At 63.5% G+C, this 23063-nt stretch carries 18 protein-coding genes, 2 pseudogenes and 1 riboswitch; of the genes and pseudogenes, 8 read left to right on the top strand and 12 right to left on the bottom strand.

Annotation, left to right across the window (positions count from 1 at the left end):
• The first annotated feature begins 2 nt into the window (after positions 1–2).
• The 4 genes and pseudogenes from nusA to infB all read left to right on the top strand — a co-directional run.
• Positions 3–1616 carry a transcription termination factor NusA gene (gene nusA / locus FQU74_RS17165; protein ID WP_146287709.1) on the top strand — a complete coding sequence of 538 codons (1614 nt, stop codon included), beginning with the start codon at positions 3–5 and terminating at the stop codon, positions 1614–1616.
• 14 nt (positions 1617–1630) lie between these two features.
• A complete protein-coding gene (locus FQU74_RS17160; RefSeq protein ID WP_146287708.1) occupies positions 1631–2275 on the top strand; it encodes an RNA-binding protein in 645 nt (214 codons plus the stop codon).
• Positions 2272–2712, top strand: a pseudogene (locus FQU74_RS19805) (translation initiation factor IF-2 associated domain-containing protein); the annotation flags it as partial. The gene FQU74_RS17160 and the pseudogene FQU74_RS19805, both read left to right, overlap by 4 nt.
• A gap of 69 nt (positions 2713–2781) precedes the next feature.
• Positions 2782–4890: pseudogene (gene infB / locus FQU74_RS17155) on the top strand (translation initiation factor IF-2); the annotation flags it as partial.
• A 141-nt stretch (positions 4891–5031) separates the two neighbouring features.
• Here the strand turns inward: infB and FQU74_RS19430 are convergent.
• From FQU74_RS19430 to FQU74_RS17140, 4 genes are all read right to left on the bottom strand, one after another.
• Positions 5032–5169, bottom strand: coding sequence for a hypothetical protein (locus FQU74_RS19430; RefSeq protein ID WP_170246259.1), 138 nt, complete (start codon positions 5167–5169; stop codon positions 5032–5034).
• A gap of 106 nt (positions 5170–5275) precedes the next feature.
• Complete coding sequence (locus FQU74_RS17150; RefSeq protein ID WP_146287706.1) at positions 5276–5674, bottom strand: (deoxy)nucleoside triphosphate pyrophosphohydrolase; 399 nt, start codon at positions 5672–5674, stop codon at positions 5276–5278.
• Positions 5675–5750: 76 nt separating this feature from the next.
• Positions 5751–7106 carry a bifunctional glutamate N-acetyltransferase/amino-acid acetyltransferase ArgJ gene (argJ, locus tag FQU74_RS17145; protein WP_146287705.1) on the bottom strand — a complete coding sequence of 452 codons (1356 nt, stop codon included), beginning with the start codon at positions 7104–7106 and terminating at the stop codon, positions 5751–5753.
• A gap of 21 nt (positions 7107–7127) precedes the next feature.
• Positions 7128–7979 carry a peptidylprolyl isomerase gene (locus FQU74_RS17140; protein ID WP_146287704.1) on the bottom strand — a complete coding sequence of 284 codons (852 nt, stop codon included), beginning with the start codon at positions 7977–7979 and terminating at the stop codon, positions 7128–7130.
• A 208-nt stretch (positions 7980–8187) separates the two neighbouring features.
• On the opposite strand from FQU74_RS17140, the gene secA reads away from it, so the two are divergent.
• From secA to FQU74_RS17125, 3 genes are all read left to right on the top strand, one after another.
• Positions 8188–10887, top strand: a complete 2700-nt coding sequence (secA, locus tag FQU74_RS17135) for a preprotein translocase subunit SecA (RefSeq protein WP_146287703.1) — start codon at positions 8188–8190, stop codon at positions 10885–10887.
• Positions 10888–11027: 140 nt separating this feature from the next.
• Positions 11028–11915: a hypothetical protein gene (locus FQU74_RS17130; RefSeq protein ID WP_146287702.1), complete on the top strand. Its 888-nt coding sequence runs from the start codon at positions 11028–11030 to the stop codon at positions 11913–11915.
• 26 nt (positions 11916–11941) lie between these two features.
• Complete coding sequence (locus FQU74_RS17125) at positions 11942–13462, top strand: phosphate ABC transporter substrate-binding/OmpA family protein (protein WP_146287701.1); 1521 nt, start codon at positions 11942–11944, stop codon at positions 13460–13462.
• On the opposite strand, the gene radC is transcribed toward FQU74_RS17125, so the two are convergent.
• Entirely contained in the window at positions 13440–14213 is a 774-nt protein-coding gene (radC, locus tag FQU74_RS17120) for a RadC family protein (protein ID WP_146287700.1), read from the bottom strand. The two genes, FQU74_RS17125 and radC, sit on opposite strands and share 23 nt — an antisense overlap.
• A gap of 149 nt (positions 14214–14362) precedes the next feature.
• A complete protein-coding gene (locus FQU74_RS17115) occupies positions 14363–15439 on the bottom strand; it encodes a CobW family GTP-binding protein (protein ID WP_158635625.1) in 1077 nt (358 codons plus the stop codon).
• Positions 15440–15565: 126 nt separating this feature from the next.
• A riboswitch (cobalamin riboswitch) is annotated at positions 15566–15767 on the top strand.
• A gap of 32 nt (positions 15768–15799) precedes the next feature.
• Between FQU74_RS17115 and FQU74_RS17110 the strand changes: the two genes are divergently transcribed.
• A complete protein-coding gene (locus FQU74_RS17110) occupies positions 15800–16159 on the top strand; it encodes a hypothetical protein (protein ID WP_146287698.1) in 360 nt (119 codons plus the stop codon).
• A 6-nt stretch (positions 16160–16165) separates the two neighbouring features.
• Here the strand turns inward: FQU74_RS17110 and FQU74_RS17105 are convergent, their stop codons facing one another.
• From FQU74_RS17105 to urtA, 6 genes are all read right to left on the bottom strand, one after another.
• A complete protein-coding gene (locus tag FQU74_RS17105) occupies positions 16166–16633 on the bottom strand; it encodes an RrF2 family transcriptional regulator (RefSeq protein ID WP_146287697.1) in 468 nt (155 codons plus the stop codon).
• A gap of 74 nt (positions 16634–16707) precedes the next feature.
• Positions 16708–17403, bottom strand: a complete 696-nt coding sequence (urtE, locus tag FQU74_RS17100; protein ID WP_146287696.1) for an urea ABC transporter ATP-binding subunit UrtE — start codon at positions 17401–17403, stop codon at positions 16708–16710.
• Positions 17404–17405: 2 nt separating this feature from the next.
• Entirely contained in the window at positions 17406–18146 is a 741-nt protein-coding gene (urtD, locus tag FQU74_RS17095) for an urea ABC transporter ATP-binding protein UrtD (protein ID WP_146287695.1), read from the bottom strand.
• Positions 18143–19375 (bottom strand): urea ABC transporter permease subunit UrtC, encoded by a 1233-nt coding sequence (gene urtC, locus FQU74_RS17090; RefSeq protein WP_146287694.1) that lies wholly within the window; start codon positions 19373–19375, stop codon positions 18143–18145. Before urtC ends, urtD begins: the two co-directional genes overlap by 4 nt.
• A gap of 108 nt (positions 19376–19483) precedes the next feature.
• A complete protein-coding gene (urtB, locus tag FQU74_RS17085) occupies positions 19484–21421 on the bottom strand; it encodes an urea ABC transporter permease subunit UrtB (RefSeq protein WP_146287693.1) in 1938 nt (645 codons plus the stop codon).
• A 51-nt stretch (positions 21422–21472) separates the two neighbouring features.
• A complete protein-coding gene (gene urtA / locus FQU74_RS17080; RefSeq protein ID WP_146287692.1) occupies positions 21473–22771 on the bottom strand; it encodes an urea ABC transporter substrate-binding protein in 1299 nt (432 codons plus the stop codon).
• Positions 22772–23063 lie beyond the last annotated feature (292 nt).

Raw genomic sequence — 23063 nt, 5'->3', positions numbered from 1 at the left:
TCATGGCGATTACGTCTGCGAACCAGCTGGAACTGCTGCAAACCGCCGAAGCGGTTGCGCGGGAAAAGATGATCGACCCGGACCTGGTCATCCAGGCGATGGAGGAAAGCCTCGCCCGGGCCGCCAAGTCGCGCTACGGCACCGAGCTTGATATCCGCGTCAAGATCGACCGCAAGACGGGTCGCGCCACCTTTGCCCGCGTCCGCACCGTGGTCGCAGACGAAGAATTCGAGAACCATCACGCCCAGCTGACGGTCCGTCAGGCAAAATCCTATCTGGCCGACCCGCAGATCGGCGACGAGGTGGTGGACGAGGTTCCCCCGGTCGATCTGGGCCGCATCGCCGCGCAATCGGCCAAGCAGGTGATCCTGCAAAAGGTGCGCGAGGCCGAGCGTGACCGCCAGTTCGAAGAGTTCAAGGACCGCAAGGGCACCATCATCAATGGCGTGGTCAAGCGCGAGGAATACGGCAATCTGATCGTCGATATCGGCCGGGGCGAAGGCATCCTGCGTCGCAACGAAAAGATCGGCCGCGAAAGCTATCGTCCGAACGACCGTATCCGCTGCTATGTCAAGGACGTGCGCCGCGAGACTCGTGGCCCGCAGGTCTTCCTGTCACGCACCGACCCGCAGTTCATGGCCGAGCTGTTCAAGATGGAAGTGCCGGAAATCTATGACGGCATCATCGAGATCAAGGCCGTGGCCCGCGATCCGGGCAGCCGCGCCAAGATCGCCGTGATCAGCTACGACAACTCCATCGACCCCGTGGGCGCCTGCGTCGGTATGCGCGGCAGCCGCGTGCAGGCCGTGGTGAACGAACTTCAGGGCGAAAAGATCGACATCATTCCGTGGAACGCCGATACGGCGACCTTCCTCGTGAACGCGCTGCAACCGGCCGAAGTGTCGAAAGTGGTGTTCGACGAAGAGGCCGGCAAGATCGAGGTCGTCGTTCCGGACGAGCAACTGTCACTGGCGATCGGCCGTCGCGGCCAGAACGTGCGTCTGGCCAGCCAGCTTACCGCGCTCGACATCGACATCATGACCGAAGCCGAGGAAAGCCAGCGCCGTCAGGCCGAGTTTGCCGAACGCACCAAGCTGTTCATGGACACGCTCGACATCGACGAGATGATGGCGCAACTTCTGGTCGCCGAAGGGTTCACCAACCTCGAGGAAGTGGCCTACGTCGATCAGGAAGAGCTGTTGTCGATCGATGGCTTCGACGAAGGCACCGCCGAGGAGCTGCAGGCCCGTGCGCGCGACTTCATCGAAGAGCAGAACCGCAAGGCGATTGAAACCGCGCGCGAACTGGGCGTCGATGACAGCCTGTTCAACTTCGAAGGGCTGACGCCCCAGATGATCGAGGCGCTGGCCAAGGACGGCATCAAGACGCTGGAAGACTTTGCGACCTGCGCCGACTGGGAGCTTGCCGGCGGCTGGACGACCGAGAACGGCCAGCGCAAGAAGGACGAAGGCATCCTTGAAAAGTTCGACGTCTCGCTGGAAGAGGCGCAGAACCTTGTGATGACCGCCCGCGTCATGCTGGGCTGGGTTGACCCGACCGAGCTTGAGGCCGCAGGCGAAGAGGAAGAAGGCACCGACGAGGAGGCCGAGGCCTGAGCCTCGGGGTTTCCATGACTCGCGGCGGCCAAAAGGAGACAGGCGAAGGCCCGGAACGACGTTGCATCGTTTCGGGCGAGGTCGGGCCGAAGGCCGGGCTGATCCGCTTTGTCGCCGGGCCGGACGGTCAGGTTGTGCCCGATGTTCTGGGCCGCCTGCCGGGTCGCGGGTTCTGGGTGACCTCGACGCGCGAGGCACTGGACCGCGCTGCGGCGAAGGGGCTGTTCTCGCGCGCCGCGCGCACCAAGGTGACGACACCTGCCGAGCTGGCTGACCTGATTGAGGGGATGCTGGCACGGCGGGTGGTGGAACTGATCAGTCTGACCCGCAAGGCAGGCCTTGCGGTGACAGGATACGAGAAGGTGAAAGACTGGCTGGTGAACGGCACGGCAACCGTGCTGATCCAGGCCAGTGACGGGTCGGAACGCGGCAAATCCAAGCTGCGCCCGCCCGAGAAGACGGGGCTGTTCATCGGCTGCCTGACCGCACAGGAAATCGGTTTGGCATTCGGGCGTGAACATGCCATACACGGCGCGCTTGCGGCTGGTGGACTCAGCAACCGTGTTGTAGAGGAAGCGGCAAGGCTTGCCGGGCTCCGGGGTGGAGCAGGCCAGCATGACGGCGGCGAGACCGCCGGAGAGGATACGAAGACGGCATGAGCGATACAGACGGCAAAAAACCCCTCGGGCTTGGTGGTGGCGCAGGCAAGCGCCCTGGTCAGGTGAAGCAGAGCTTCTCCCACGGCCGCACCAATACGGTGGTGGTGGAAACCAAGCGCAAGCGCGTCGTGGTGCCCAAGGCGGGTGCTCCGGGGGCGGCTGGCGCATCGGGCGCGCCGCATCTGGGCGACCCGTCCAAGCGTCCCGCCGGGATCTCTGACGCCGAGATGGAACGCCGTCTCGCTGCGCTGAAGGCTGCCAAGGCACGCGAGGCCGAAGATACCGCCCGCCGCGCCGAGGAAGAGCGCCAGCGCGAGGAAGATCGCCAGCGTCGCCGCGACGAGATCGAGGCCAAGGAACGTGAGGAGCGCGCCCGCGAGGCCGCCCTGCGCGCCAAGGCCGAAGAGGAAGAGCGTCTGGCCCGCGCCGAGGCTGAGGCCAAGGTCGCAGCCGCCGCGCAGCGCAAGGCCGATATCCTTGGCACCAAGTCGCGCGCCCAAACCCAGCGTGAGCAGGAAGAGGCCCGTCAAGCCGCTGCCGCTGCGGCGCCCAAGGCAAAAGATGCCCCTGCGGCTGCACCGGCACCCGCTGCCGGCGAAGAAACCCGTGGCGGGGGTGCCAAGACCGGCGCTGCCACCTCCAGCCCGCGCAAGACCGACCGCGAACGCGAAGAGCGCGAACGCGAGCGTGCCTCTAAGAGCAAGGGTGAGGATGGCCGCCGCTCTGGCAAGTTGACCCTGACCGCAGCGCTTGATGGCGAAGGCGGGCGCACTCGCTCGCTCGCCTCGATGAAGCGCAAACAGGAAAAGGCCCGCAACAAGGCGCTCGGCTTCGGCCAGAAGGCTGAAAAGCAGGCCCGTGACGTGCAACTGCCCGAGACCATCGTGGTGTCTGAACTGGCGAACCGCATGGCGGAACGCGCAGCCGACGTCGTGAAGGCCCTGATGAAGATGGGCATGCTGGTCAACATGAACCAGACCATCGACGCCGACACGGCAGAGCTGATCATCGAAGAGTTCGGCCACCGCGCCGTCCGCGTCTCGGACGCCGACGTCGAGCAGGTGATCGACACCGTCGAGGACAAGGCCGAGGATCTGCAGTCGCGTCCGCCGATCGTGACGATCATGGGCCACGTCGACCACGGCAAGACCTCGCTGCTGGATGCGATCCGCAAGGCGAACGTCGTCTCGGGCGAGGCCGGTGGCATCACCCAGCATATCGGTGCCTATCAGGTGACCACGCCGAATGGCAGCCTTGTCACCTTCCTCGACACACCCGGCCACGCGGCCTTCACCTCGATGCGCGCCCGCGGCGCGCAGGTGACGGATATCGTTGTGCTGGTGGTTGCTGCCGATGACGCCGTGATGCCGCAGACGATCGAGGCGATCAACCACGCCAAGGCCGCCAAGGTTCCGATGATCGTGGCGATCAACAAGTGCGACAAGCCCGATGCGAATCCGCAGAAGGTGCGAACCGATCTGCTGCAGCACGAAGTCGTTGTCGAGGCGATGTCGGGCGACGTGCAGGACGTGGAGGTTTCGGCCAAGACCGGCAAAGGGCTGGGCGATCTGCTCGATGCAATCGCGCTGCAAGCCGAGATTCTGGAACTGAAGGCAAACCCGAACCGGGCAGCCTCGGGCGCCGTGATCGAAGCCAAGCTCGATGTGGGCCGTGGTCCGGTGGCGACGGTTCTGGTTCAAAACGGCACGCTGAAGCGCGGCGACATCTTTGTCGTGGGCGAACAGTGGGGCAAGGTCCGCGCGCTGATCAACGACAAGGGCGACCGCGTTGACGAGGCCGGTCCGTCGGTTCCGGTCGAAGTGCTGGGCCTCAATGGCGCCCCGCAGGCCGGCGACGTGCTGAACGTGGTTGATACCGAAGCGCAGGCACGCGAGATCGCGGACTACCGCGAGAAGGCCGCCAAGGACAAGCGCGCCGCAGCCGGTGCCGCGACGACGCTGGAACAGCTGATGGCCAAGGCCAAGGCCGACCAGAGCGTGTCGGAACTGCCCGTTCTGGTGAAAGCCGACGTGCAGGGTTCGGCCGAAGCGATCGTGCAGGCGCTGGAGAAGATCGGAAACGACGAAGTCCGAGTGCGCGTGCTGCACTATGGCGTCGGCGCGATCACCGATTCCGATGTGGGTCTGGCCGAGGCTTCTGGCGCACCGATCATCGGCTTCAACGTCCGCGCAAATGCGACTGCGCGCAACGCAGCCCAGCAAAAGGGCGTCGAACTGCGCTATTATTCGATCATCTACGACCTGATCGATGACATCAAGTCGGCGGCCTCGGGCCTGTTGAAAGCCGAAGTGCGCGAAAACTTCATCGGCTATGCGAAGATCCAGGAGGTCTTCCGCATTACCGGAGTCGGCAACGTCGCGGGCTGTCTGGTCACCGAAGGTGTGGCGCGGCGTTCGGCCGGCGTGCGTCTGCTGCGCGACAACGTGGTTATCCACGAAGGCACGCTCAAGACGCTCAAGCGCTTCAAGGACGAGGTCAAGGAAGTGCAGTCCGGTCAGGAATGTGGCATGGCCTTCGAGCGTTATGAAGACGTCCGTGCAGGCGATGTCATCGAGATCTTCGAGCGTGAGGAGGTTCAGCGCAAGCTGGCCTGATCCCGCGATGGCCGAAACGGAAAAGGCCGGGCAATTGCCCGGCCTTTTCCGTTTCGGCCATGCCAATCCAACGGGCCCCAAAATGGAAAGGCGCCGGGGTTTCCACCCGGCGCCTTTCAGCCCTGAAATCGCGATCCGGAGTCAGCCGTGCGCGGCGCTGACCGGATAGCCGACGAACGTCTTGTCATCTACCCGAACCAGCAGCTTGCCGTCATGCGTCTTGCCGACGACGATCCCCTGCACCGAAATGCAGGAACTCAGTGAAATGGTACGCAGCATGTCTCCCCCCAATCGCGCATCCGTGACTGAAGAATGCCTAACCTGAAGTTGAAATCAATCGAAATTCTTTGGCCGGTACAGCTTCAGGGCAAATATTGTTGCCCGATCAAAGCCAATCGCGCAGGATCGGCAGCAGCGGAATGTCGGCCGGGGGCATCGGATAGTCCGTCAGGCGGTCAGCGCGCACCCAAGCGATTCTCTGTCCTTCCTGCCCCATCGGGATCCCTTCCCACCGGCGGCAGGCGAAAAGCGGCATCAGCAGATGGAAGTCCTCATAGGCGTGACTGGCAAAGGTCAGGGGCGCAAGACAGCTTTTCCAGGTGTCGATGCCAAGCTCTTCCTTCAACTCGCGGATCAGGCAGGCTTCGGGGGATTCGCCCGGCTCGACCTTGCCGCCCGGAAACTCCCATAGACCGGCAAGCGACTTACCTTCGGGACGCTGGGCCAGAAGAACACGGCCATCGGCATCGATCAGCGCGACAGCGGCGACAAGAAGTAGCTTCATCGGATGGGTTCCGCTAGGCCGGAGGCGCCGGGGGCCCTGCCCCCGGACCCCCGGGATATTTGAGAAAAGAAGAAGATCAGGAGCGATAGTCCGCGTTGATCTCGATATAGCGGCTGGTCAGGTCGCAGGTCCAGATCGTGCGCTTGCCACGTCCCAGTCCCAGATCGACAGAGATCACAAGCTCTTGCCCCTTCATATAGGCAGCGCCAGCCTCCTCGGTGTAGGACTTGGCCTTCCAGCCTTTTTCGGCAACGATGATGTCGCCAAAGCTGATGCGCAGCTTGTCGCGATCGGCTTCTGCGCCGGATTTGCCAATGGCCGCGACAATACGGCCCCAGTTCGGGTCCTCGCCGGCAACGGCAGTCTTGACCAGAGGGCTGTCGGCGATGGCGCGGGCGACACGGGCGGCGTCGGCATCGCTGGCCGCGCCCGTCACACGCACCTCAACGAACTTGGTGGCGCCTTCACCATCCTTTACCACCTGATGGGCAAGGTTCAGCATGACGTCGTGCAGGGCGGCCTCGAATGCCTTGGCCACGGCACCCGTCTTGATCTCGGCCGCCGGGCTCTGGCCTGTCGCGGCGATCAGCAGCGTGTCCGAAGTGGAGGTATCGCTGTCAACGGTGATCGAGTTGAAGGTCGCCTCGGTGTGGCGCGCGACCATCTTCTGCAGATTGGCCGCGCTGATCTTGGCGTCGGTGAAGATATAGACCAGCATCGTCGCCATATCAGGAGCGATCATGCCCGAGCCCTTGGCGATACCAGAGATATGGATGGCCCCACCCTCGCCCTCGATCACGGCGCTGGCACCCTTGGGGAAGGTATCGGTCGTCATGATCGCCTCGGCAGCCATCTGGATCGACTGTTCCTTCAGATCGGCAACCAGCGCCGGAAGCACTGCGGTGATTTTCTCATAGGGAAGCGGCTCACCGATCACCCCGGTCGACGAGGAAAAGACGCGGTCCGCGGGGATGCCAAGAGCGGCGGCTGCGGCACCCGTCACCTCGGCCACGGCCCTGTCGCCAACCTTGCCGGTAAACGCGTTGGAATTGCCCGAGTTCACCACGATGGCCGCGCCAGCACCGGCTGGCGCTTTCAGGGAGAGCTTTTCCTGGCAATCACGCACGCAGCCCGAGCGGGTGGTCGAGCGGGTGAAGACGCCCGCGATTGTCGTGCCGGGACAAAGGCTGACCAGCATCACGTCGCGACGGTTCTGATATTTGATGCCCGCGCCGATGGCGGCGAAGGCGGCGCCCTTGATCACCGGAAGAACCGGGAAGGCGGCAGGGGCAAGGGGTGAGACCGGTTTGGCAGCCTTCGCGGGCGCCGGGGCGCCTCGGAACTGGTCAAGCTGATGGGTCAGCTCTTCGACCTTTTTCTTCAGCTTTTTCTTCAGCGACTTCGCTTCGGCTTTCCAGTCGGTCTTGGCCATGTCCTTGCCCCTTTCGCGGGATCACTTGTCCAGAAGGGTTTCGTCCTTCAGCACCGCCGGGTCAATCCCCTCGCCGGGCTTCTCGACCTTTGCGGCGGCAGTCAGGCTCTCGATCTCGGCCGCAACGGCCTTCTGCTCAAGTTCTGCCGCAAGCTCATCGCGCACATCGTCCAGCGTGGGGGCGGCTGCCGGGCGGGTCTCGATCAGCTGAATGAGGTGCCAGCCGAAGTCGGTCTTGACCGGGCCCTTCAGCTCACCGGCCTTCATCGAGGTCACGGCGTCCTCGAACGGCTTGACCATCATGCCCGTCCCGAACCAGCCCAGATCACCGCCCGAGGCTGCGGTGCCATCGGTGCCATGGGTCTTGGCCGCATCGGCAAAGGCCAGACCGCCCTCGATCTGCGCCTTGATCTCTGCGGCCTTCTCTTCGCTGTCCACAAGGATATGGGCCGCGTGGTATTCGGTGCCCGGCTTGAAGTCCTTGTAGGCGGCATCATAGGCGGCCTGCAGGGTCTGGTCGTTGACCGCGACCTTCAGGATGTCGTCGATTGCAATCGCCGATACGGCCGAGCGGCGCTCATTCGCCAGTCGGGTCAGCTGGCTCTTGGTCAGGTTCGGCTCGACCTTCTGGGAAAGCAGCGTCTGCTGCACCAGTTGGTCAAGAATGCCCTTGAACAGCACGTCATCGGGCAGCTGCTTGTACTGCTCGGGCAGGGTCGCGCGGGTCGCGATCATCTCGCCCAGGGTGATGCTGGTGCCGTTCACCGTCGCCACGACCGTATCAGCGGTCGGCGCATCCTGCGCAGCAAGCGGAGACGCCAGAAGCGCCGCACCGAAGGCCAGCGCCCCAAGGTAAGTGATCTTTTTCGCCATTTTCACCGTCTCCTGATCCGGGGCGCCCATCGCGCCACGTTGACTTGGGCCTCTGGCCCCCTTACATCGCGAAGGTCGCGCGAGACGGGGCACCTTCGCGCCTTTCCGGGTTCTTCTATGAAAGCTGGGTGAGGCGGGCAAGGCCCATGGGCCTCTCCGGTCGCTCTCGGGTTCGCACGATCTTGTCAGAAGGGACTGCGGAGAAAACATGCTTGGTCTCGGAACGCTTGCGCGCAAGGTCTTTGGAACACCCAATGACCGCAAGGTGAAATCGGTTCGTCCGCTGGTCGCAAGGATCAACGCGCTGGAACCCGAATTTCAGGCGCTGTCAGATGAAGGCCTGATTGAGCGCACCCGCGCCCTTCAGGAACGCGTGCAATCCAAGGGCGAAAGCCTGGATGCCGTGCTGCCCGAAGCCTTTGCCAACTGCCGCGAGGCCGCGCGCCGCGCGCTTGGCTTGCGCGCTTTTGACGTGCAGCTGAAGGCGGGCATCTTCCTGCATCAGGGCAATATTGCCGAGATGAAGACCGGTGAGGGCAAGACCCTTATGGCAACCTTTCCGGCCTATCTGAATGCGCTGGCCGGCAAGGGCGTGCATGTCGTCACGGTCAACGACTATCTGGCGCGGCGCGACAGCGAGTGGATGGGCAAGGTCTATGCCGCGCTCGGCCTGACCTGCGGGGTCGTCTACCCCTATCAGCCCGAGGCCGAGAAGCGCGCCGCATATCTGGCCGACATCACCTATGCCACGAACAACGAACTGGGCTTCGACTATCTGCGCGACAACATGAAGGGCAGCATCGACGAGATGATGCAGCGTGGCCATTTCTACGCCATCGTGGACGAGGTCGACTCGATCCTTGTCGATGAGGCGCGAACGCCGCTGATCATCTCGGGCCCCAGCCAGGACCGCAGCGACCTCTACCAGAAGGTCGACGCCCTGATGCCGGAATTGACCGAGGCGCATTTCAAGCTGGACGAAAAAGCCCGCAACGCGACCTTTACCGAAGAAGGCAACGAGTTCATCGAGGGTCGGATGCGCCAGCTTGGCCTCTTGCCCGACGACCAGACGCTTTATGATCCCGAAAGCACCACGCTGGTGCATCACCTCAATCAGGCCCTGCGCGCCCACAAGCTGTTCCACAAGGACCAGAACTATATCGTGCGCGATGGCGAGGTGATGCTGATTGACGAGTTCACCGGCCGCATGATGCGCGGCCGCCGTCTTTCGGACGGCCTGCATCAGGCGATCGAGGCCAAGGAGCAGGTCCAGATCCAGCCCGAAAACGTCACGCTGGCATCGGTGACCTTCCAGAACTACTTCCGTCTCTATGGAAAGCTGGCCGGCATGACCGGCACCGCCATGACCGAAGCTGAAGAGTTCATGGAGATCTACAAGCTGGGCGTGGTCGAAGTGCCGACGAACCGCCCGGTGCAACGGATCGACGACCACGATCAGGTCTATCGCACCGCACGCGAGAAATATGAGGGCATCGTCAAGGCGATCAAGGAGGCCAACGAGAAGGGCCAGCCGATCCTTGTCGGCACAACCTCGATCGAAAAGTCGGAATTCCTGTCGGGCCTGCTGAAGCAGGAGGGCATCGCGCATAACGTGCTGAACGCCCGCCAGCACGAGCAAGAGGCCCAGATCGTCGCCGATGCCGGTCGGTTTGGCGCGGTGACCATCGCCACCAACATGGCCGGACGCGGCACCGACATTCAGCTGGGCGGCAATGTCGAGATGAAGGTGCTGGAGGCGATCACCGCCGATCCGCACCTGCACCCCGATGAGGTGCGCGCGCGCATCGAGGCGGAACATGCCGAAGAGAAGGCCAGGGTCCTGGCCGCCGGCGGTCTGTTCGTTCTTGGCACCGAGCGTCACGAAAGCCGCCGGATCGACAACCAGCTGCGCGGCCGCTCTGGCCGTCAGGGTGACCCGGGCCGGTCGTCCTTCTTCCTGTCGCTGGAAGACGATCTGATGCGCATCTTCGGGTCAGAGCGGTTGGAAAGCGTGCTGTCGAAGCTGGGGATGAAAGAGGGCGAGGCGATCGTCCACCCCTGGGTCAACAAGTCGCTGGAACGCGCTCAGGCCAAGGTCGAGGGGCGCAACTTCGACATCCGCAAACAGCTTCTGAAGTTCGACGACGTGATGAACGACCAGCGCAAGGCGATCTTCGCGCAGCGGCTGGAGATCATGCAGGCCGAGGATCTGTCCGAGATCGTGCAGGACATGCGCTATCAGGTCATCGATGATCTGGTCGAGGATTTCATGCCGTCGAAATCCTACCCCGAACAATGGAACACCGAAGGGCTCTACGCGGCTGCGATAGAGAAGCTGGGCTTGAACGTTCCGCTAATTGACTGGGCGCGTGAAGAGGGCGTGGATCAGGATGTCATCCGCGAACGTCTGGAAAAGGCCTCGGACGAGCTGATGGACGGGAAACTCGCCGCCTTTGGGCCTGAGAACATGCGCTCGATCGAAAAGCAGCTTCTGCTGCAGACGATTGACGGCAAGTGGCGCGACCACCTTTTGCGTCTGGAACATCTGCGCTCGGTCGTGGGCTTCCGCGGCTACGCACAGCGCGATCCGCTGTCGGAGTACAAGACCGAAGCCTTCACGCTGTTTGAAAACATGCTGGAAAGCCTGCGCGCAGAGGTGACGCAACGCCTAGCATTGATCCGGCCGATCTCGGCAGAAGAACAACAGGCGATGGTCGAGCAATACATGGCCCAACAGCGTGCGGCTGCGGCAGAGGCCGAGGCGCCGCCCGCGGCACCCCAGCCAGAACCGGCGCCTGCACAGGCGGCGGCTCAGCCTGATCCGGCCTGGTCGAACATCGCCCGCAATGACCCCTGCCCTTGTGGCTCGGGCGAGAAGTACAAGCATTGCCACGGCCGGCTTGCCTGATTTTCCGCGCAGATCTGAATCGAAACAGGGGCTTCGGCCCCCGTTTTGCCTTTAAGGGCTGGAAACATTCCCCGCTTTTGCCACGACTCGGCCAGATTCCGCCGATAGTTCTGACTGCGGAATCGCACAGGAGTGGTGCCATGAACCTGCAACGCCGACTTGCATTGGCTATATCGTTGCTTGCCGTAGGTCTTGGCACGGGCCACTTCGTGCAGTCGCGCGCGGCTGAGCGTGCAGAGACGACACCCAAACCCGAAAAGATCGAGCAACTGTCTGCCGGGACGGATGCCGCAACACTGAAGATCGACCCGCCTGCTGCCACCGGTGCCGTTCTGGCAACTGCCGAGGCCGTCACGGAAGAGAAATCCTGCCCGCTGCAACTCGACCTGTTGGCAAAGAGCCAGGCCATGATCGGCCTCTCTCTCAGCGCGCCCTGCCATGGTGACCAGCGTGTCGTCATCAAGCACGGTGGCCTTGCAATCACCGGGCGCACCACGCTTGACGGCAAGCTGACGCTTGATCTGCCGGCGATGGAGGAACAGGCCCGCGTCACCGTCAACTTCATCGACGGATCAGATGTGCTGGGACGCGTCGAGGTGCCCGAGGTGAAAGAGCTACACCGCTTTGCCGTGCAATGGATGGACAACGACCGCTTCGATCTGCAGGCCTATGAGGACGGCGCCGACTTCGGCACGCCCGGGAACATCAATATCACCAACACCGGATTCCCCGTAGACGGCACAGCCCCCAAGGGCGGGTACCTGACCGTGCTTGGGGACAGCAGCGTCAGCCTGCCGATGCAGGCGCAGATCTATACCTTCCCGCCTCAGGGCGAGGCCGAGGTGATGGTCGAGGCGGTGGTGACTCCCTCGACCTGCGGGCGCGAGATGCTGGGCGAGGCGGTCTCGTCGGTCGGCGGCAAGGTTTCCGTTTCGGATGTGACGCTCGCCATGCCTGACTGTAGTGTGCCCGGCGGGGTGCTGGTGTTGAAAAACATCGTGCCCGACATGGAAGTTGCTGTTAGGTAAGGGGCCGGTCAACAGACGGGTCACGGATGGTATTGCAGGTCTTGCGCGCGGCGGTCCTCGCCGCGCTTCTGGTTTCAGCGCAGGGCGTCAAGGCGCAAGACGTCACATTGACCGCGCGGGACGGATCTTTGTCGATCGAGGGTGCGCTGGTCGGATTTGACGGTGAATTCTACCGGGTGGATACCAAATATGGTCCACTGACCGTCGATGGAGAGGGCGTGATCTGCGAAGGTCCCGGATGTCCTGACATGACAGCAACCTTCGCGCATCTGCGCATCACCGGCGCGGCCGAGCAGGGCAGTCAGCTCTTGCCCGGATTGCTTCAAGCCTATGCCGCGACCCGTGGCCTGACCCTCTCGACAGACCCTTTGGACATGGGCTTTGTCGCGGAATTGAGCGACCCAGCCACCGGCACATTGCTCGCGCGGGTCACCTTCGCTCCTGCCACGCCCGAGGACTCGCGCGCAGCACTCCTGAAGGGCAGCGCCGACATGGCGGTCTCGCTGACCGCCGACAAGGGATTTGGTGCGCGACCGATTGCGCTTGATGCGCTGATCCCGATCGCTGCGCGCGACAACCGGCTGCCGCGCATTTCGACAGCCGATCTTGCGGCCGCGCTCTCAGGCAAGTTCGGCAACTGGAAGGAGGTCGGTGGCCCGGACATGCCGATCGCGCTTCATGCCCTGCGCCGCGATTCGTCCTTGCAAGAGGCACTGGCCGCGCGCCTAGGGCGTGATGTGGCCGCGGTGGTTGAACATGACAGCGCCGAAGCGCTGGCCGCAGCCGTCGCGCGTGACCCTTGGGCGCTTGCGATCACCGGCCAGTCGGCGCGGGGCGAGGCACGATCCCTGCCCATGACCGACAGCTGCGGCTTCCCTCTGATCCCCGCTCGCGCCTCGGTCAAGGCCGAGGACTATCCGCTGACCATGCCGGTCCAGTTGCTGACCCCGCGTCGGCGCCTGCCCCTGTTCGGGCGCGAGTTTCTGGAATTTCTGGACCATCCTGCCGCACAGGCCGCCGTTGCCAAAGCTGGCTTTGTTGACCGCACCCCGGAATCGCAGCCGATGACGGATGATGGTCTGCGCCTGCTGAACGCCATTATGGGTGCAGGCGACGATGTCAGGCTCGAGACCCTGAAACAGCTTGCGAATGTGATGCGCGACTCTGAGCGGCTGTCGCTGACCTTCCGCTTCGAGGATGGCTCCAGCACGCTGGATGCCAATAGTCGTGATAACCTGACGATGCTCGCCCGGATGTTGGCGACAGACGCTTTCCGCGGAGAGGAGGTCATCCTTGTGGGCTTCTCGGACGGATCAGGCAATGCCGAGGCCAACCTGCAACTGTCAGAAAGCCGGGCGATGGCGGTGCTGCAGTCCCTGACCGAAAAGGCAACCGACCTTCCCCCGGATCAGCCCTTGCCAGGCGTCATGGCCTTTGGTGAGGCTTTGCCGATGGCCTGCGACACCACCGCCGCTGGCCGCCGGTCAAACCGTCGGGTCGAGGTCTGGCTACGCCCCAAGGGGGCTACAGATAGCCAGACGCCCTGAAGCTCAGCTCCCGCTCTTTCCCGATGATCAGGTGATCGTGCAGAACGATGCCCAGCGTTTCGGCGGCATCACGGATCTGCGCGGTCATCGCAATATCGGCATCTGAGGGGGAAGGATCGCCCGAGGGGTGGTTGTGCACAAGGATCAACGCCGATGCATTCAGTTCCAGCGCACGCTTGACCACCTCGCGCGGATAGACCGGCACATGATCGACCGTGCCGCGCGCCTGTTCTTCATCGGCGACCAGAACATTCTTGCGATCCAGAAACAGGATGCGGAATTGCTCGGTCTCAAGATGCGCCATGGCAGTGTGGCAATAGTCCACAAGCGCGTTCCATGATGACAGAACGGGGCGCTGCATCACGCGCGCACGCGCCAGCCGCTGTGCCGCCGCCTCGACGATCTTCAGCTCTTGCACGACCGCATCGCCCACCCCCTTCACCGCCTGCAGCCGCGCGACCGGGGCCGAGATCACGCGGTTGAAATCGCCAAATGTATCGAGCAGCAGGCGCGCCAGCGGTTTGACATCCTGCCGGGGAATGGCCCGAAAAAGCACCAATTCCAGCAGCTCATAGTCCGGCATGGCCGCCGCCCCGCCCTCCATGAAGCGGCTGCGAAGGCGTTTGCGATGATCTGCGATGTACGACGGCAATCGCCCCGTTAGCGCGCCGCCCACCGCTTCATCCACGTCACCATTGGGCGCGAAGAGCGGAAGGGGGGCTTCTGAAAAGACGGGCGGGCGGTCTGACATGTCGCCAGCCTGGTGCACAAAAGTAAACGCGGGGTTAATCCCAGCCACCACCCCCAAGAATCGCTCCGCGTTCGGGCTTTCCTTTCCGAAATATCCTCGGGGGGTGAGGCGCGGCACGCGCCGAGGGGGCGCGAGCGCCCCCTGCGTCGTTACCGCAGCGCCGTCGTCGGGCTGTTCAGAAAGGCGAGCGTCTCTTCCAGAACGCCCTCGGCAAGGTCGCGGCCGATGATCACGATGCGGCTCTTGCGATCACCGCCGGGTGCGCGGGCAAGCTTCACCGGCGGGTCAAAGACATGCTGCACGCCGTGGATGGCATAGGGCTCGTCCTCGCCCTCCAGCCAGATCAATGCCTTGAAGCGCAGGATGTCAGGCCCGCGCAACTGGATCAGCGTGTCGATCCAGATGTTGAAAAGTCCCGGATGGATCGGCTGGTCGATGGTGGCCGAGACCGATCGGATGCGATCATCATGGCGCGCGGCAACCGGTGCTGCAGTGAAGGCCGCCCCGAAAAGCCCGTGCTGCGAGCCAAAGGTGGTCAGCGCCGGCAGAGGCTTGGGTGTGGAGGTCGCATTCACCCAGGCCTCGGCACCACTGGCCGCGCTGTCTTCCTTGGGCAACCCCAGTCCGAACAGCGCGCCCGGCGCGACCTGCCCACGCTCGGCCACGATCTGCCGGGCGGTGGGTGCTATGCCGCGCAGGCGCCGCTGGAACGCTGCAAGGGCCGCAGGCGTCACCAGATCGGCCTTGGTCACCACGATCAGATCCGCCATCGCGATCTGCGCCACGGCCTCAAACCCCTGATCGAGCGTCGCCGGCCCATGAGCGGCATCTGCCAGCGTGACCACACCATCCATGCGGTAGGCCTCGGCCAGCGCCGACTCGACCAGAAGCGTATGCAGGATCGGCCCGGGATCGGCGAGGCCTGACGTCTCGATCACAAGCCGGTCGAACTGGGCGGTTCCGGCACGGCGACGCTCTGACAGATCCGACATCGCACGGGTCAGGTCTCCGCGCACCGCGCAGCACATGCAGCCCGATTCCAGCAGCACCATTTCTTCGGTGGATTCCACGATCAGGTCGTGATCCAGCCCCACGTCCCCGAATTCGTTGATCAGCACCGCCACCTTTGCCATGCCGGGATTGGCCAGAAGCGCATTGAGCAGCGTGGTCTTGCCCGCCCCAAGATAGCCGGTGATCAGGGTGACGGGGATGCGGTCAACAGTCATGCGGGACTCCAGGGTCTTGGGGTCGCTGAACCTATCCCTCCCCGCACCGGAAGGCCAGAGGGGGGCATGTCGCCCGCAGACCGGAACAGGACGCAGACAGGCGCGCATCGGCGGCCAGCCCGCGCGACCTTCGGGCACAGAGATGGTGCCCGGCATCAAGGCCGGGTGAAAAGGGAACACGGTGCGGCGCCCCGGCGCCAAATCCGCGACTGCCCCCGCAACTGTAAGCGGAGAGCGCCCCCTGACCGCCACTGGCCGCAAGGCCGGGAAGGCAAGGGACGCGCGATGACCCGCAAGTCAGGAGACCTGCCATCGCTGACACCATCATTCGCCGGGCGGGGTGCCCCGGAAGGAGAGCGTATGAAGAGTTCCGCCGCGCGGCCCGCTGGGCCTGCCATGTCGTCGGTCCGCCGAATGTGCCAACTGTGTCCGCGCAATGGCGCGGCCTGCCAGCCCGGCGCCTATCTTGCGCGCCACCTGTCGGCTGCGATCGCCGCCAGCACACTGGAGGATGGTTTCGAGATATCGGGCACATTGACGGTTGACGATTGCGGCGGCACCTGCCGCCTTGCCTGGCGCGCCTCGACCGAAGGGGTCTGGGTCTTCGGGGATGTGCCCGAGGGTGCCGGGATTGAGACGATGATCACCGGCACCGATGCGGGGGCTTCGGCACTGGGCGGTGCATCGCGGGTCCTGGCGCCCCCGGCGGAACTGCACTGAGAGCCGTTATTCGCCGGCAGGCGCTTCGAGCAGCACGCTGGCTGCGACTTCAGATGACCGGAGCATGTCCTCCAGCGTCAGCGATTCGATGATCAGAAGGTATGACCAGAACACCTCGGCAAAAACCTTGCGGATGCGGCAGCTCGCCTCGTCCGTACAGTCCTCGCAGCGTTGGTAGGACCGGCGCGACAGGCAGGGCAACGGGGCGATCGGCCCGTCAATCAGCCGCAGCATTTCCGAGATCGAGATATCCCGCGGCGCCTTGATCAGGCTATAGCCACCCGAGCGGCCCCGGATCGAGGCGATGGCCCCGGCGTTGCGGATCTCAAGCAGGATATGTTCCAGAAACCGCTTGGGCGCACCCGAACGCTTGGCGATCTCTTCGATCGTCAAGGGTTGCGGAGAGGGGCGCGCGGCCTCGTCGGCAAGGGCCAGAAGCGCCTTGAGGGCGTATTTCATCTTCTGCGTGATCATGACTTTGCGTAAGCCCACAGCGCGCGGGAATCAATTCATCCCGCGCAAAATCACGACCTGAACCCGTATATTTCTTAGATGCTGAGCGCGCCTTGCAACGCCTGCCGGGTCAGCCCTTCCTTCGGATGGGTCAGGGTCACCTCGCCGCGCTTCAGGACGTAGAAGTGGTCGCCAAGATCATAGGCAAAATCAAAGTACTGCTCGACAAGGATGATCGCCATGTTGCCCTTGGCCTTCAGATACTGGATCACACGGCCGATCTGCTGAATGATATTGGGCTGAATGCCCTCGGTCGGCTCGTCCAGCAACAGGACTTTCGGGCGCATGATCATGGCTCGCGCGATCGCAAGTTGCTGCTGCTGGCCACCCGACAGATCGCCCCCGCGACGATGGCCCATCTCTTTCAGCACCGGGAAAAGATCATAGATTTCATCGGGCACCTTGTGTTCCGATCGCGGCAGAAGCGCAAAGCCGGTTTCAAGGTTCTCCTTGACCGTCAGCAATGGAAAGATCATCCGCCCCTGCGGCACCACCGCAAGCCCGCGCCGCGCCATCTGTTGCGCGGGCAGGATGGGCAGGCTTTCACCGTCCAGCGTAACGCTTCCGGCCGTGCGTGGATGCGTGCCCGCCAATGCCTTCAGAAGCGAGGTCTTGCCCACGCCATTTGTGCCCATGACGCAGGTCACAACACCTGCCCGCGCCTCGATATCGATCCCGTGCAGAATCTGGCTGCCGCCATAGTGCAGGGTCAGGCCTTGGGTTGTCAGCATTCTCAGCGCCCCAGATAAACTTCGATGACGGCAGGGTTCTTGGTCACATGGTCAAGACTGCCCTCTGCCAGGACCGAGCCTTCGTGCAGCACGGTGACCTTGCAGTTCAATCGCCGGATGAATTCCATGTCGTGCTCGACCACGACGACGGCGCGGGTTTTCGCAAGCTCCACCAGAAGGGCGGTGGTCTGCTCGCGCTCGATGAAACTCATGCCTGCCGCAGGTTCGTCAACCAGCAGCAGCCGCGGTTCCTGCGCCAGCAGCATCGCGATCTCCAGCCATTGCTTCTGGCCGTGGCTCAACTCGCCTGCCTTGCGGGCAAGTTGAGACCCCAGCCCCACCTGCCCGGCCAGATCGGCGACGCGGGTCCGGTCGGCTGCCGTCTCGCGCCAGAAGAGCACCCGCCACGGTGCGCGATTGGCCTTAAGCGCGAGCATCAGGTTCTCGGAGACCGTCTGATCCTCGAAAACGGTGGGGCGCTGGAACTTTCGACCGATCCCGGCACGGGCGATTTGCGCCTCGGACATCTTCAGCAGGGACCGCGGGGTTTCGCCAAAGGTGACGCTCCCCTCGTCGGGCCGGGTCTTGCCGGTGACGATATCCATGAAGGTGGTCTTTCCCGCTCCATTCGGCCCGATCACCGCGCGCAACTCTTGCGGGCCGATCGCGAAGGACAGGTTGTTGATGGCGCGGAAGCCGTCAAAGGTAACGGAGACGCCAGAGACCTCGAGAAGTGCACTCATTCCTGCGCCTCCCTTTCCTGCAGGGAACCGGCATCGGGTCCAAGGTCGGCGCCATGCCGTTCCGGGGTGCCGATATGGGCGAACCGGTCGAAAAGCCCGCCGATGCCTTTGGGCGCAAACAGGGTAACCAGCACGAACGAGAGGCCCAGAAGCACCGTCCACCAGTCAACCCAGTGGATCGTGTAGAACCCCAGCGGGATCGACGGCGCGGTGCCACCCGTGAACCACGAGGACAGAAGCGAGACGAAAGCCGCCCCGATCACCGCGCCATAAAGCCGGCCCCGCCCGCCGATGGCCACCCAGACCGCCAGATAGATCGAGGCGATGGGCGCAAGTTCGGCCGGGTTGATGATGCCCGCCTGCGGGTAGTAAAGCGCGCCCGCGATGGCCGCGATCATCGCGGTCAGCGTAAAGACGAAGAGCTTGTAACCCTCGACGGGGTAGCCAAGGAATCGCAGCCGCTGTTCGTCATCGCGGATGGCGCGCAGGGCGCTGCCGAATTTTCCTGCGGTGATCCAGGCAAGGGTGACATAGCCTGCCGCAAGCAGCGCGGCCGAGGCGAGGAAGAAACTGATCGACAGCGTCGATTGCGGCACCTCGCCAAGGCCCGGCAGGTTTTGCAGCCCCGAAAGCCCGTTATTGCCGCGCAGGCCCGAGTCGTTCTGAAAGAGATAGAGCGCCAGCGCCAGCGTCATCGCCTGTGTCAGGATCGAGAGATACACCCCGTTCACCCGCGCACGGAAGGCAAGCCAGCCGAATATCAAGGCAAAAAGCCCCGGCACAATAAGGACAAGGGGCAATTGCAGCCATGCACTATGGGCAAAGGACCATACGACTGGCAGTTCCGACGCGCCGACCACACCGAAGATCTGTGTCGCCACGCCTTGCGCAACTTCGTCCGGCGTTGCGGGGATAGGGCTGCCGGCAAGGGACTGCACCACGATCTCTTCGGTGCGGGCATACATCAGCCACATGCCCAGCATGTAGCCGCCAAGCGCGAAGAAGGCCATGTGGCCGAGAGACAGGATGCCGGTATAGCCCCAGATCAGATCCATCGCGAGGGCAACGAGGCACAGGCAGAGCGTCTTGCCCAAAACCTTGACGAAGGCCGTGGGGATCAGGCCGAGGCCGAACCCCTCTGCCAGCAGGGTGACCACAAGCGTAAAGGCCGAAAGGATCAGCAGGAACCACAGGACCGAGGGATTGCGCGCAAGAAAGCTACGGGTCATGCCGGGGCCTTTCCGGTTGATGCGAGGGGCGTCACACCCCCCGCGCGCCCCGTCAGGTTTTCGGGCCAGAGTGAAGGGATATAGCGTGGGGTGCTTGCGAACATGGGATCAGTCTCCGGCCGCGCGTCCCTTGAGGGCGATGATCCCCCGGGGACGGAACTGGATGAACAGGATGATGAAGAGGATCATGTAGGTTTGTGCGGCCAGCGTATTGGCCGGATTGAGCCACTCGATCACCTTCTGGAAGCCGCCGATCATGGCAGCGCCGGCCAGCGCCCCCCAGATGTTGCCGACACCACCAACCACAACGGTCATGAAGCTTTGCACGATGTAGTCGGAGCCAAGCTCGGACGTGACCTTGGCAAAGAGCCCGATGGCCACACCGGCGATTCCCGCGATGCCAGAGCCCAGCCCGAAGGTCAGCATGTTGATGCGACCGGGATCGATCCCCATGCTGGCGGCCATCGCGGGGTTCTGCGTGACGGCACGCACCTCAAGCCCCAGCCGGGTCCGCTTCATCAGCCACAGGAAGAAGCCCAGGAACAGAAGCGCCAGCACGAAGATCGCGATGCGGATATAGCTGATCGAGATCACATCATTGAAGACCAGCGCCCCATCGAGCCAGGCGGGTGAGGTCAGCGGACGGGCCTGCGTGCCAAAGATGTTCTTCGCGATCTGCTGAAGCGCGATCGAGATGCCGAAGGTTGCAAGCAGCGTCTCAAGCGGTCGGCGATAAAGGTGGCGGATGACCAGCCGCTCCATCGCGACGCCCGCCATGAAGGTGACGGCAAAGGCCATCGGCAGCGCGACAATGATGGAAACCGTATAGTTCGGGATCAGTTGCTGCACGACGTAGCCGGTATAGGCACCCATCATGATGAACTCGCCATGCGCCATGTTGATCACGCGCATGACGCCGAATGTGATGGCAAGGCCGATGGCCGCGAGGAAGTAGATCGAGGCAAGCGACAGCGCATCAAGCGCGAGATCCGTCGCCGTCATCAGACCGACGCGGGTATCGATGCTGCCCAGCGTCGCTCGCGCGGCAGAGGTGATCCGGGCATCGGGCTGGGTGTATTCGTCAAAGAAGACATGCGCCTGCAACGCGGCGTCAACCTCGGCATCGGTTGCGGCGGTCGGCACCGTGCCCGCCTTCTCCATCGCCTCATAGGCGCGATCGCGCCCTTCGCGGGTGGCCAGATCAGCCACGGGAACGCCCGCCACCTGACCATTTGACAGGTTCGCGGCAAGGGCCGCTTTCTGCGCCTCGGACGTCAGGCGCGCAGGGGCGAGGTTCGCCGCGACCAGCAGGTCATAGGCCTCAACCTCTGTCAGATCGGAGCCGGGGCGCAAGGTGGCTGCGATATTGGCGCCTTCGGGCAATGCAATGGCAGCCTTGCGCGTTGTGGCAAGCAGGGGGTTCAGCGCGGCGCGCACGTCGAGCGCAGTATCGCCCCGGAAGCTTTCTATGGCCGCAACCCGCGCTTCGATATCCGGGTCGAATTGCAGGGTCAGGAAACGTTCGAGCCGTTCTTTGCGGGCTCTGAGCACCGGATCGGCCTCTGTGGCAATCGCCGCGCGCAGGGGCTCTAGCTGGGTCTCTGACGGTGATTTGGCAATGGCATCCAGCGCGCGGGCACGCTGGGCCGGATCGGGGTCTGACAGGGTGAATTGCACAAGCGCCGCCCCGATCAGCTCGCGCACGCCCGCATTGGGCTTCAACTCTACCATATCTGCCTTGAGGGCGGTACCGGCGGGGGCACCGTCGAGGCCCGTCAGCGCCCAGCCCTCATCCGCCTTTTCCAGAATGAAGAAGGCGCCATCGGCCTTGCGCTGACCCAGCTTGCGCTCGGCCCAGGCGGCCAGCATCCGCGCGGCGGCGGGATCGCCCGTGGCCACGATCGCATCGATCACCGGCCCGATGGATTGACGCGAGGGCTTTTCGATCTTGGCCCGCTCGGTTGCCAGAACCTCGGGCAGGCCCTGGGCGAAGACCGGCAACGCCAGACAGACCGCCATCACCAGCGGCAGAAGTATGCGGAACATGCGGACCCCGTCAAAAATGGGCGAGGGGGCAGTACCCCCTCGCGGCTCGGCTCAGTAGTTCGACGTCAGCTGCACGCAGGTCTTGGTCTCGGTGTTGTACATGCCGCACTTCAGGTCTTTCCAATCCGACTCCAGCACCGCAGAGGCGGGCAGGAAGTCGGTCCAGGCGTCGCCCGGAACCGGCTCGGTCTGGCTGATGATGTCGAACTGGCCATCGGCGCGGATCTCGCCGATCAGCACGGGCTTGGTCAGGTGGTGGTTGGGCAGCATCTCGGCCACGCCGCCCGTCAGGTTCGGGAACTTCTGGCCGATCATGGCCTCGATCACCGGATCAACGGCTGTGGTGCCTGCCTGGGTCACTGCATTCACCCACATGTTGAAGCCGATGTAATGGGCCTCCATCGGGTCGTTGGTGACGCGCTTGTCGTCCTTGATGAAGGCCTTCCACGCTTTGATGAACTCGGCATTCTCCGGCGTGTCAGCCGACATGAAGTAGTTCCATGCGGCAAGGTGGCCAACGAGGTTCGAGGTATCCAGACCCGACAGTTCCTCCTCGCCGACCGAGAAGGCGACGACCGGGATGCGGTCTGCGGTCACACCCGCTGCCGCGAGCTCCTTGTAGAAGCCGATGTTGGCATCGCCGTTGATCGTCGAGACGACGCCGACCTTCTTGCCGTCCGCGCCAAGGGCCACGACATCGGCCACAATCTTCGACCAGTCGGAATGGCCGAAGGGGGTGTAGTTCACGAAGATGTCCTCTTTCGGGATACCCTTCGAGATCAGGTAGCTTTCGAGGATGTTGTTCGTGGTGCGCGGGTACACATAGTCGGTGCCAAGCAGCGCAAACTTCTGTACTCCAAGCTCGTTCAGATAGTAGTCGACGGCCGGGATTGCCTGCTGGTTCGGCGCGGCGCCGGTGTAGAAGACGTTCTTCGAGCTTTCCTCACCTTCGTACTGCACCGGGTAGAACAGAAGGCCGTTCAGCTCTTCAATGACCGGCAGCACCGATTTGCGGCTGACGCTTGTCCAGCAGCCGAACATCACGTCGACCTTCGACACGGTCAGAAGCTCGCGCGCCTTTTCGGCGAAAAGCGGCCAGTCCGAAGCCGGATCAACCACCACCGCCTCAAGCTTGCGGCCCAGAAGACCGCCCTTGGCGTTCTGAGCCTCGATCAGCATCAGCATGGTGTCTTTGAGCGTGGTTTCCGAAATTGCCATGGTTCCGGACAGCGAGTGCAGGATGCCGACCCGGATCGGCTCTTCCTGTGCAAAGGCAAAGCGCGGCGACACGACCGGTGCGGCGATCGCGGCGGCAACAGTTGCCAAAAGCGTGCGACGTGTGAAGTTCATGAAGGTTCCCCCGTTGCAAGCCGCCCCCGACCGGGGACTGCGCGTCAGCGGCCCCGTTTCTGCAAGCGGCAATCCTGTCTGTTTCTCCGCACCGGATTTCGCCCGCGCGGCTTCCCTGTTCTTCGGCCCCGCGTTCTTGCGTGTCGTGGCCGCAGGGAGAGCAAACAGACTCGGATTTGTGCAATCAACGCACATGCTGCGACGCAGCGCCTGCTGCCCTGCGCCCTGCGCCGCTTTGCCCGAAAAAAGGGCAGATTTTTCGACCTTGCTCAGATTGCAGACATCAAATCCA

Origin of the sequence: Gemmobacter aquaticus (assembly GCF_007859075.1) — a bacterium.
In the GTDB taxonomy this organism is placed as follows: Bacteria; Pseudomonadota; Alphaproteobacteria; order Rhodobacterales; family Rhodobacteraceae; genus Gemmobacter; species Gemmobacter aquaticus.
This window is presented reverse-complemented; position numbering and strand designations above follow the sequence as displayed.

What these genes read in the sequence shown, in the direction of transcription:
- nusA (WP_146287709.1), top strand. Translation starts at nt 3, where the DNA reads ATGGCGATTACGTCTGCGAACCAGCTGGAACTGCTGCAAACCGCCGAA.
- urtE (WP_146287696.1), bottom strand. Translation starts at nt 17,403, where the DNA reads ATGCTGACAACCCAAGGCCTGACCCTGCACTATGGCGGCAGCCAGATT.
- urtB (WP_146287693.1), bottom strand. Translation starts at nt 21,421, where the DNA reads ATGTTCCGCATACTTCTGCCGCTGGTGATGGCGGTCTGTCTGGCGTTG.
- FQU74_RS17115 (WP_158635625.1), bottom strand. Translation starts at nt 15,439, where the DNA reads ATGACTGTTGACCGCATCCCCGTCACCCTGATCACCGGCTATCTTGGG.
- FQU74_RS17125 (WP_146287701.1), top strand. Translation starts at nt 11,942, where the DNA reads ATGGTATTGCAGGTCTTGCGCGCGGCGGTCCTCGCCGCGCTTCTGGTT.
- FQU74_RS17110 (WP_146287698.1), top strand. Translation starts at nt 15,800, where the DNA reads ATGAAGAGTTCCGCCGCGCGGCCCGCTGGGCCTGCCATGTCGTCGGTC.
- secA (WP_146287703.1), top strand. Translation starts at nt 8,188, where the DNA reads ATGCTTGGTCTCGGAACGCTTGCGCGCAAGGTCTTTGGAACACCCAAT.
- FQU74_RS17140 (WP_146287704.1), bottom strand. Translation starts at nt 7,979, where the DNA reads ATGGCGAAAAAGATCACTTACCTTGGGGCGCTGGCCTTCGGTGCGGCG.
- urtC (WP_146287694.1), bottom strand. Translation starts at nt 19,375, where the DNA reads ATGACCCGTAGCTTTCTTGCGCGCAATCCCTCGGTCCTGTGGTTCCTG.
- urtA (WP_146287692.1), bottom strand. Translation starts at nt 22,771, where the DNA reads ATGAACTTCACACGTCGCACGCTTTTGGCAACTGTTGCCGCCGCGATC.
- argJ (WP_146287705.1), bottom strand. Translation starts at nt 7,106, where the DNA reads ATGGCCAAGACCGACTGGAAAGCCGAAGCGAAGTCGCTGAAGAAAAAG.
- radC (WP_146287700.1), bottom strand. Translation starts at nt 14,213, where the DNA reads ATGTCAGACCGCCCGCCCGTCTTTTCAGAAGCCCCCCTTCCGCTCTTC.
- FQU74_RS17130 (WP_146287702.1), top strand. Translation starts at nt 11,028, where the DNA reads ATGAACCTGCAACGCCGACTTGCATTGGCTATATCGTTGCTTGCCGTA.
- urtD (WP_146287695.1), bottom strand. Translation starts at nt 18,146, where the DNA reads ATGAGTGCACTTCTCGAGGTCTCTGGCGTCTCCGTTACCTTTGACGGC.
- FQU74_RS17150 (WP_146287706.1), bottom strand. Translation starts at nt 5,674, where the DNA reads ATGAAGCTACTTCTTGTCGCCGCTGTCGCGCTGATCGATGCCGATGGC.
- FQU74_RS17160 (WP_146287708.1), top strand. Translation starts at nt 1,631, where the DNA reads ATGACTCGCGGCGGCCAAAAGGAGACAGGCGAAGGCCCGGAACGACGT.
- FQU74_RS17105 (WP_146287697.1), bottom strand. Translation starts at nt 16,633, where the DNA reads ATGATCACGCAGAAGATGAAATACGCCCTCAAGGCGCTTCTGGCCCTT.
- FQU74_RS19430 (WP_170246259.1), bottom strand. Translation starts at nt 5,169, where the DNA reads ATGCTGCGTACCATTTCACTGAGTTCCTGCATTTCGGTGCAGGGGATC.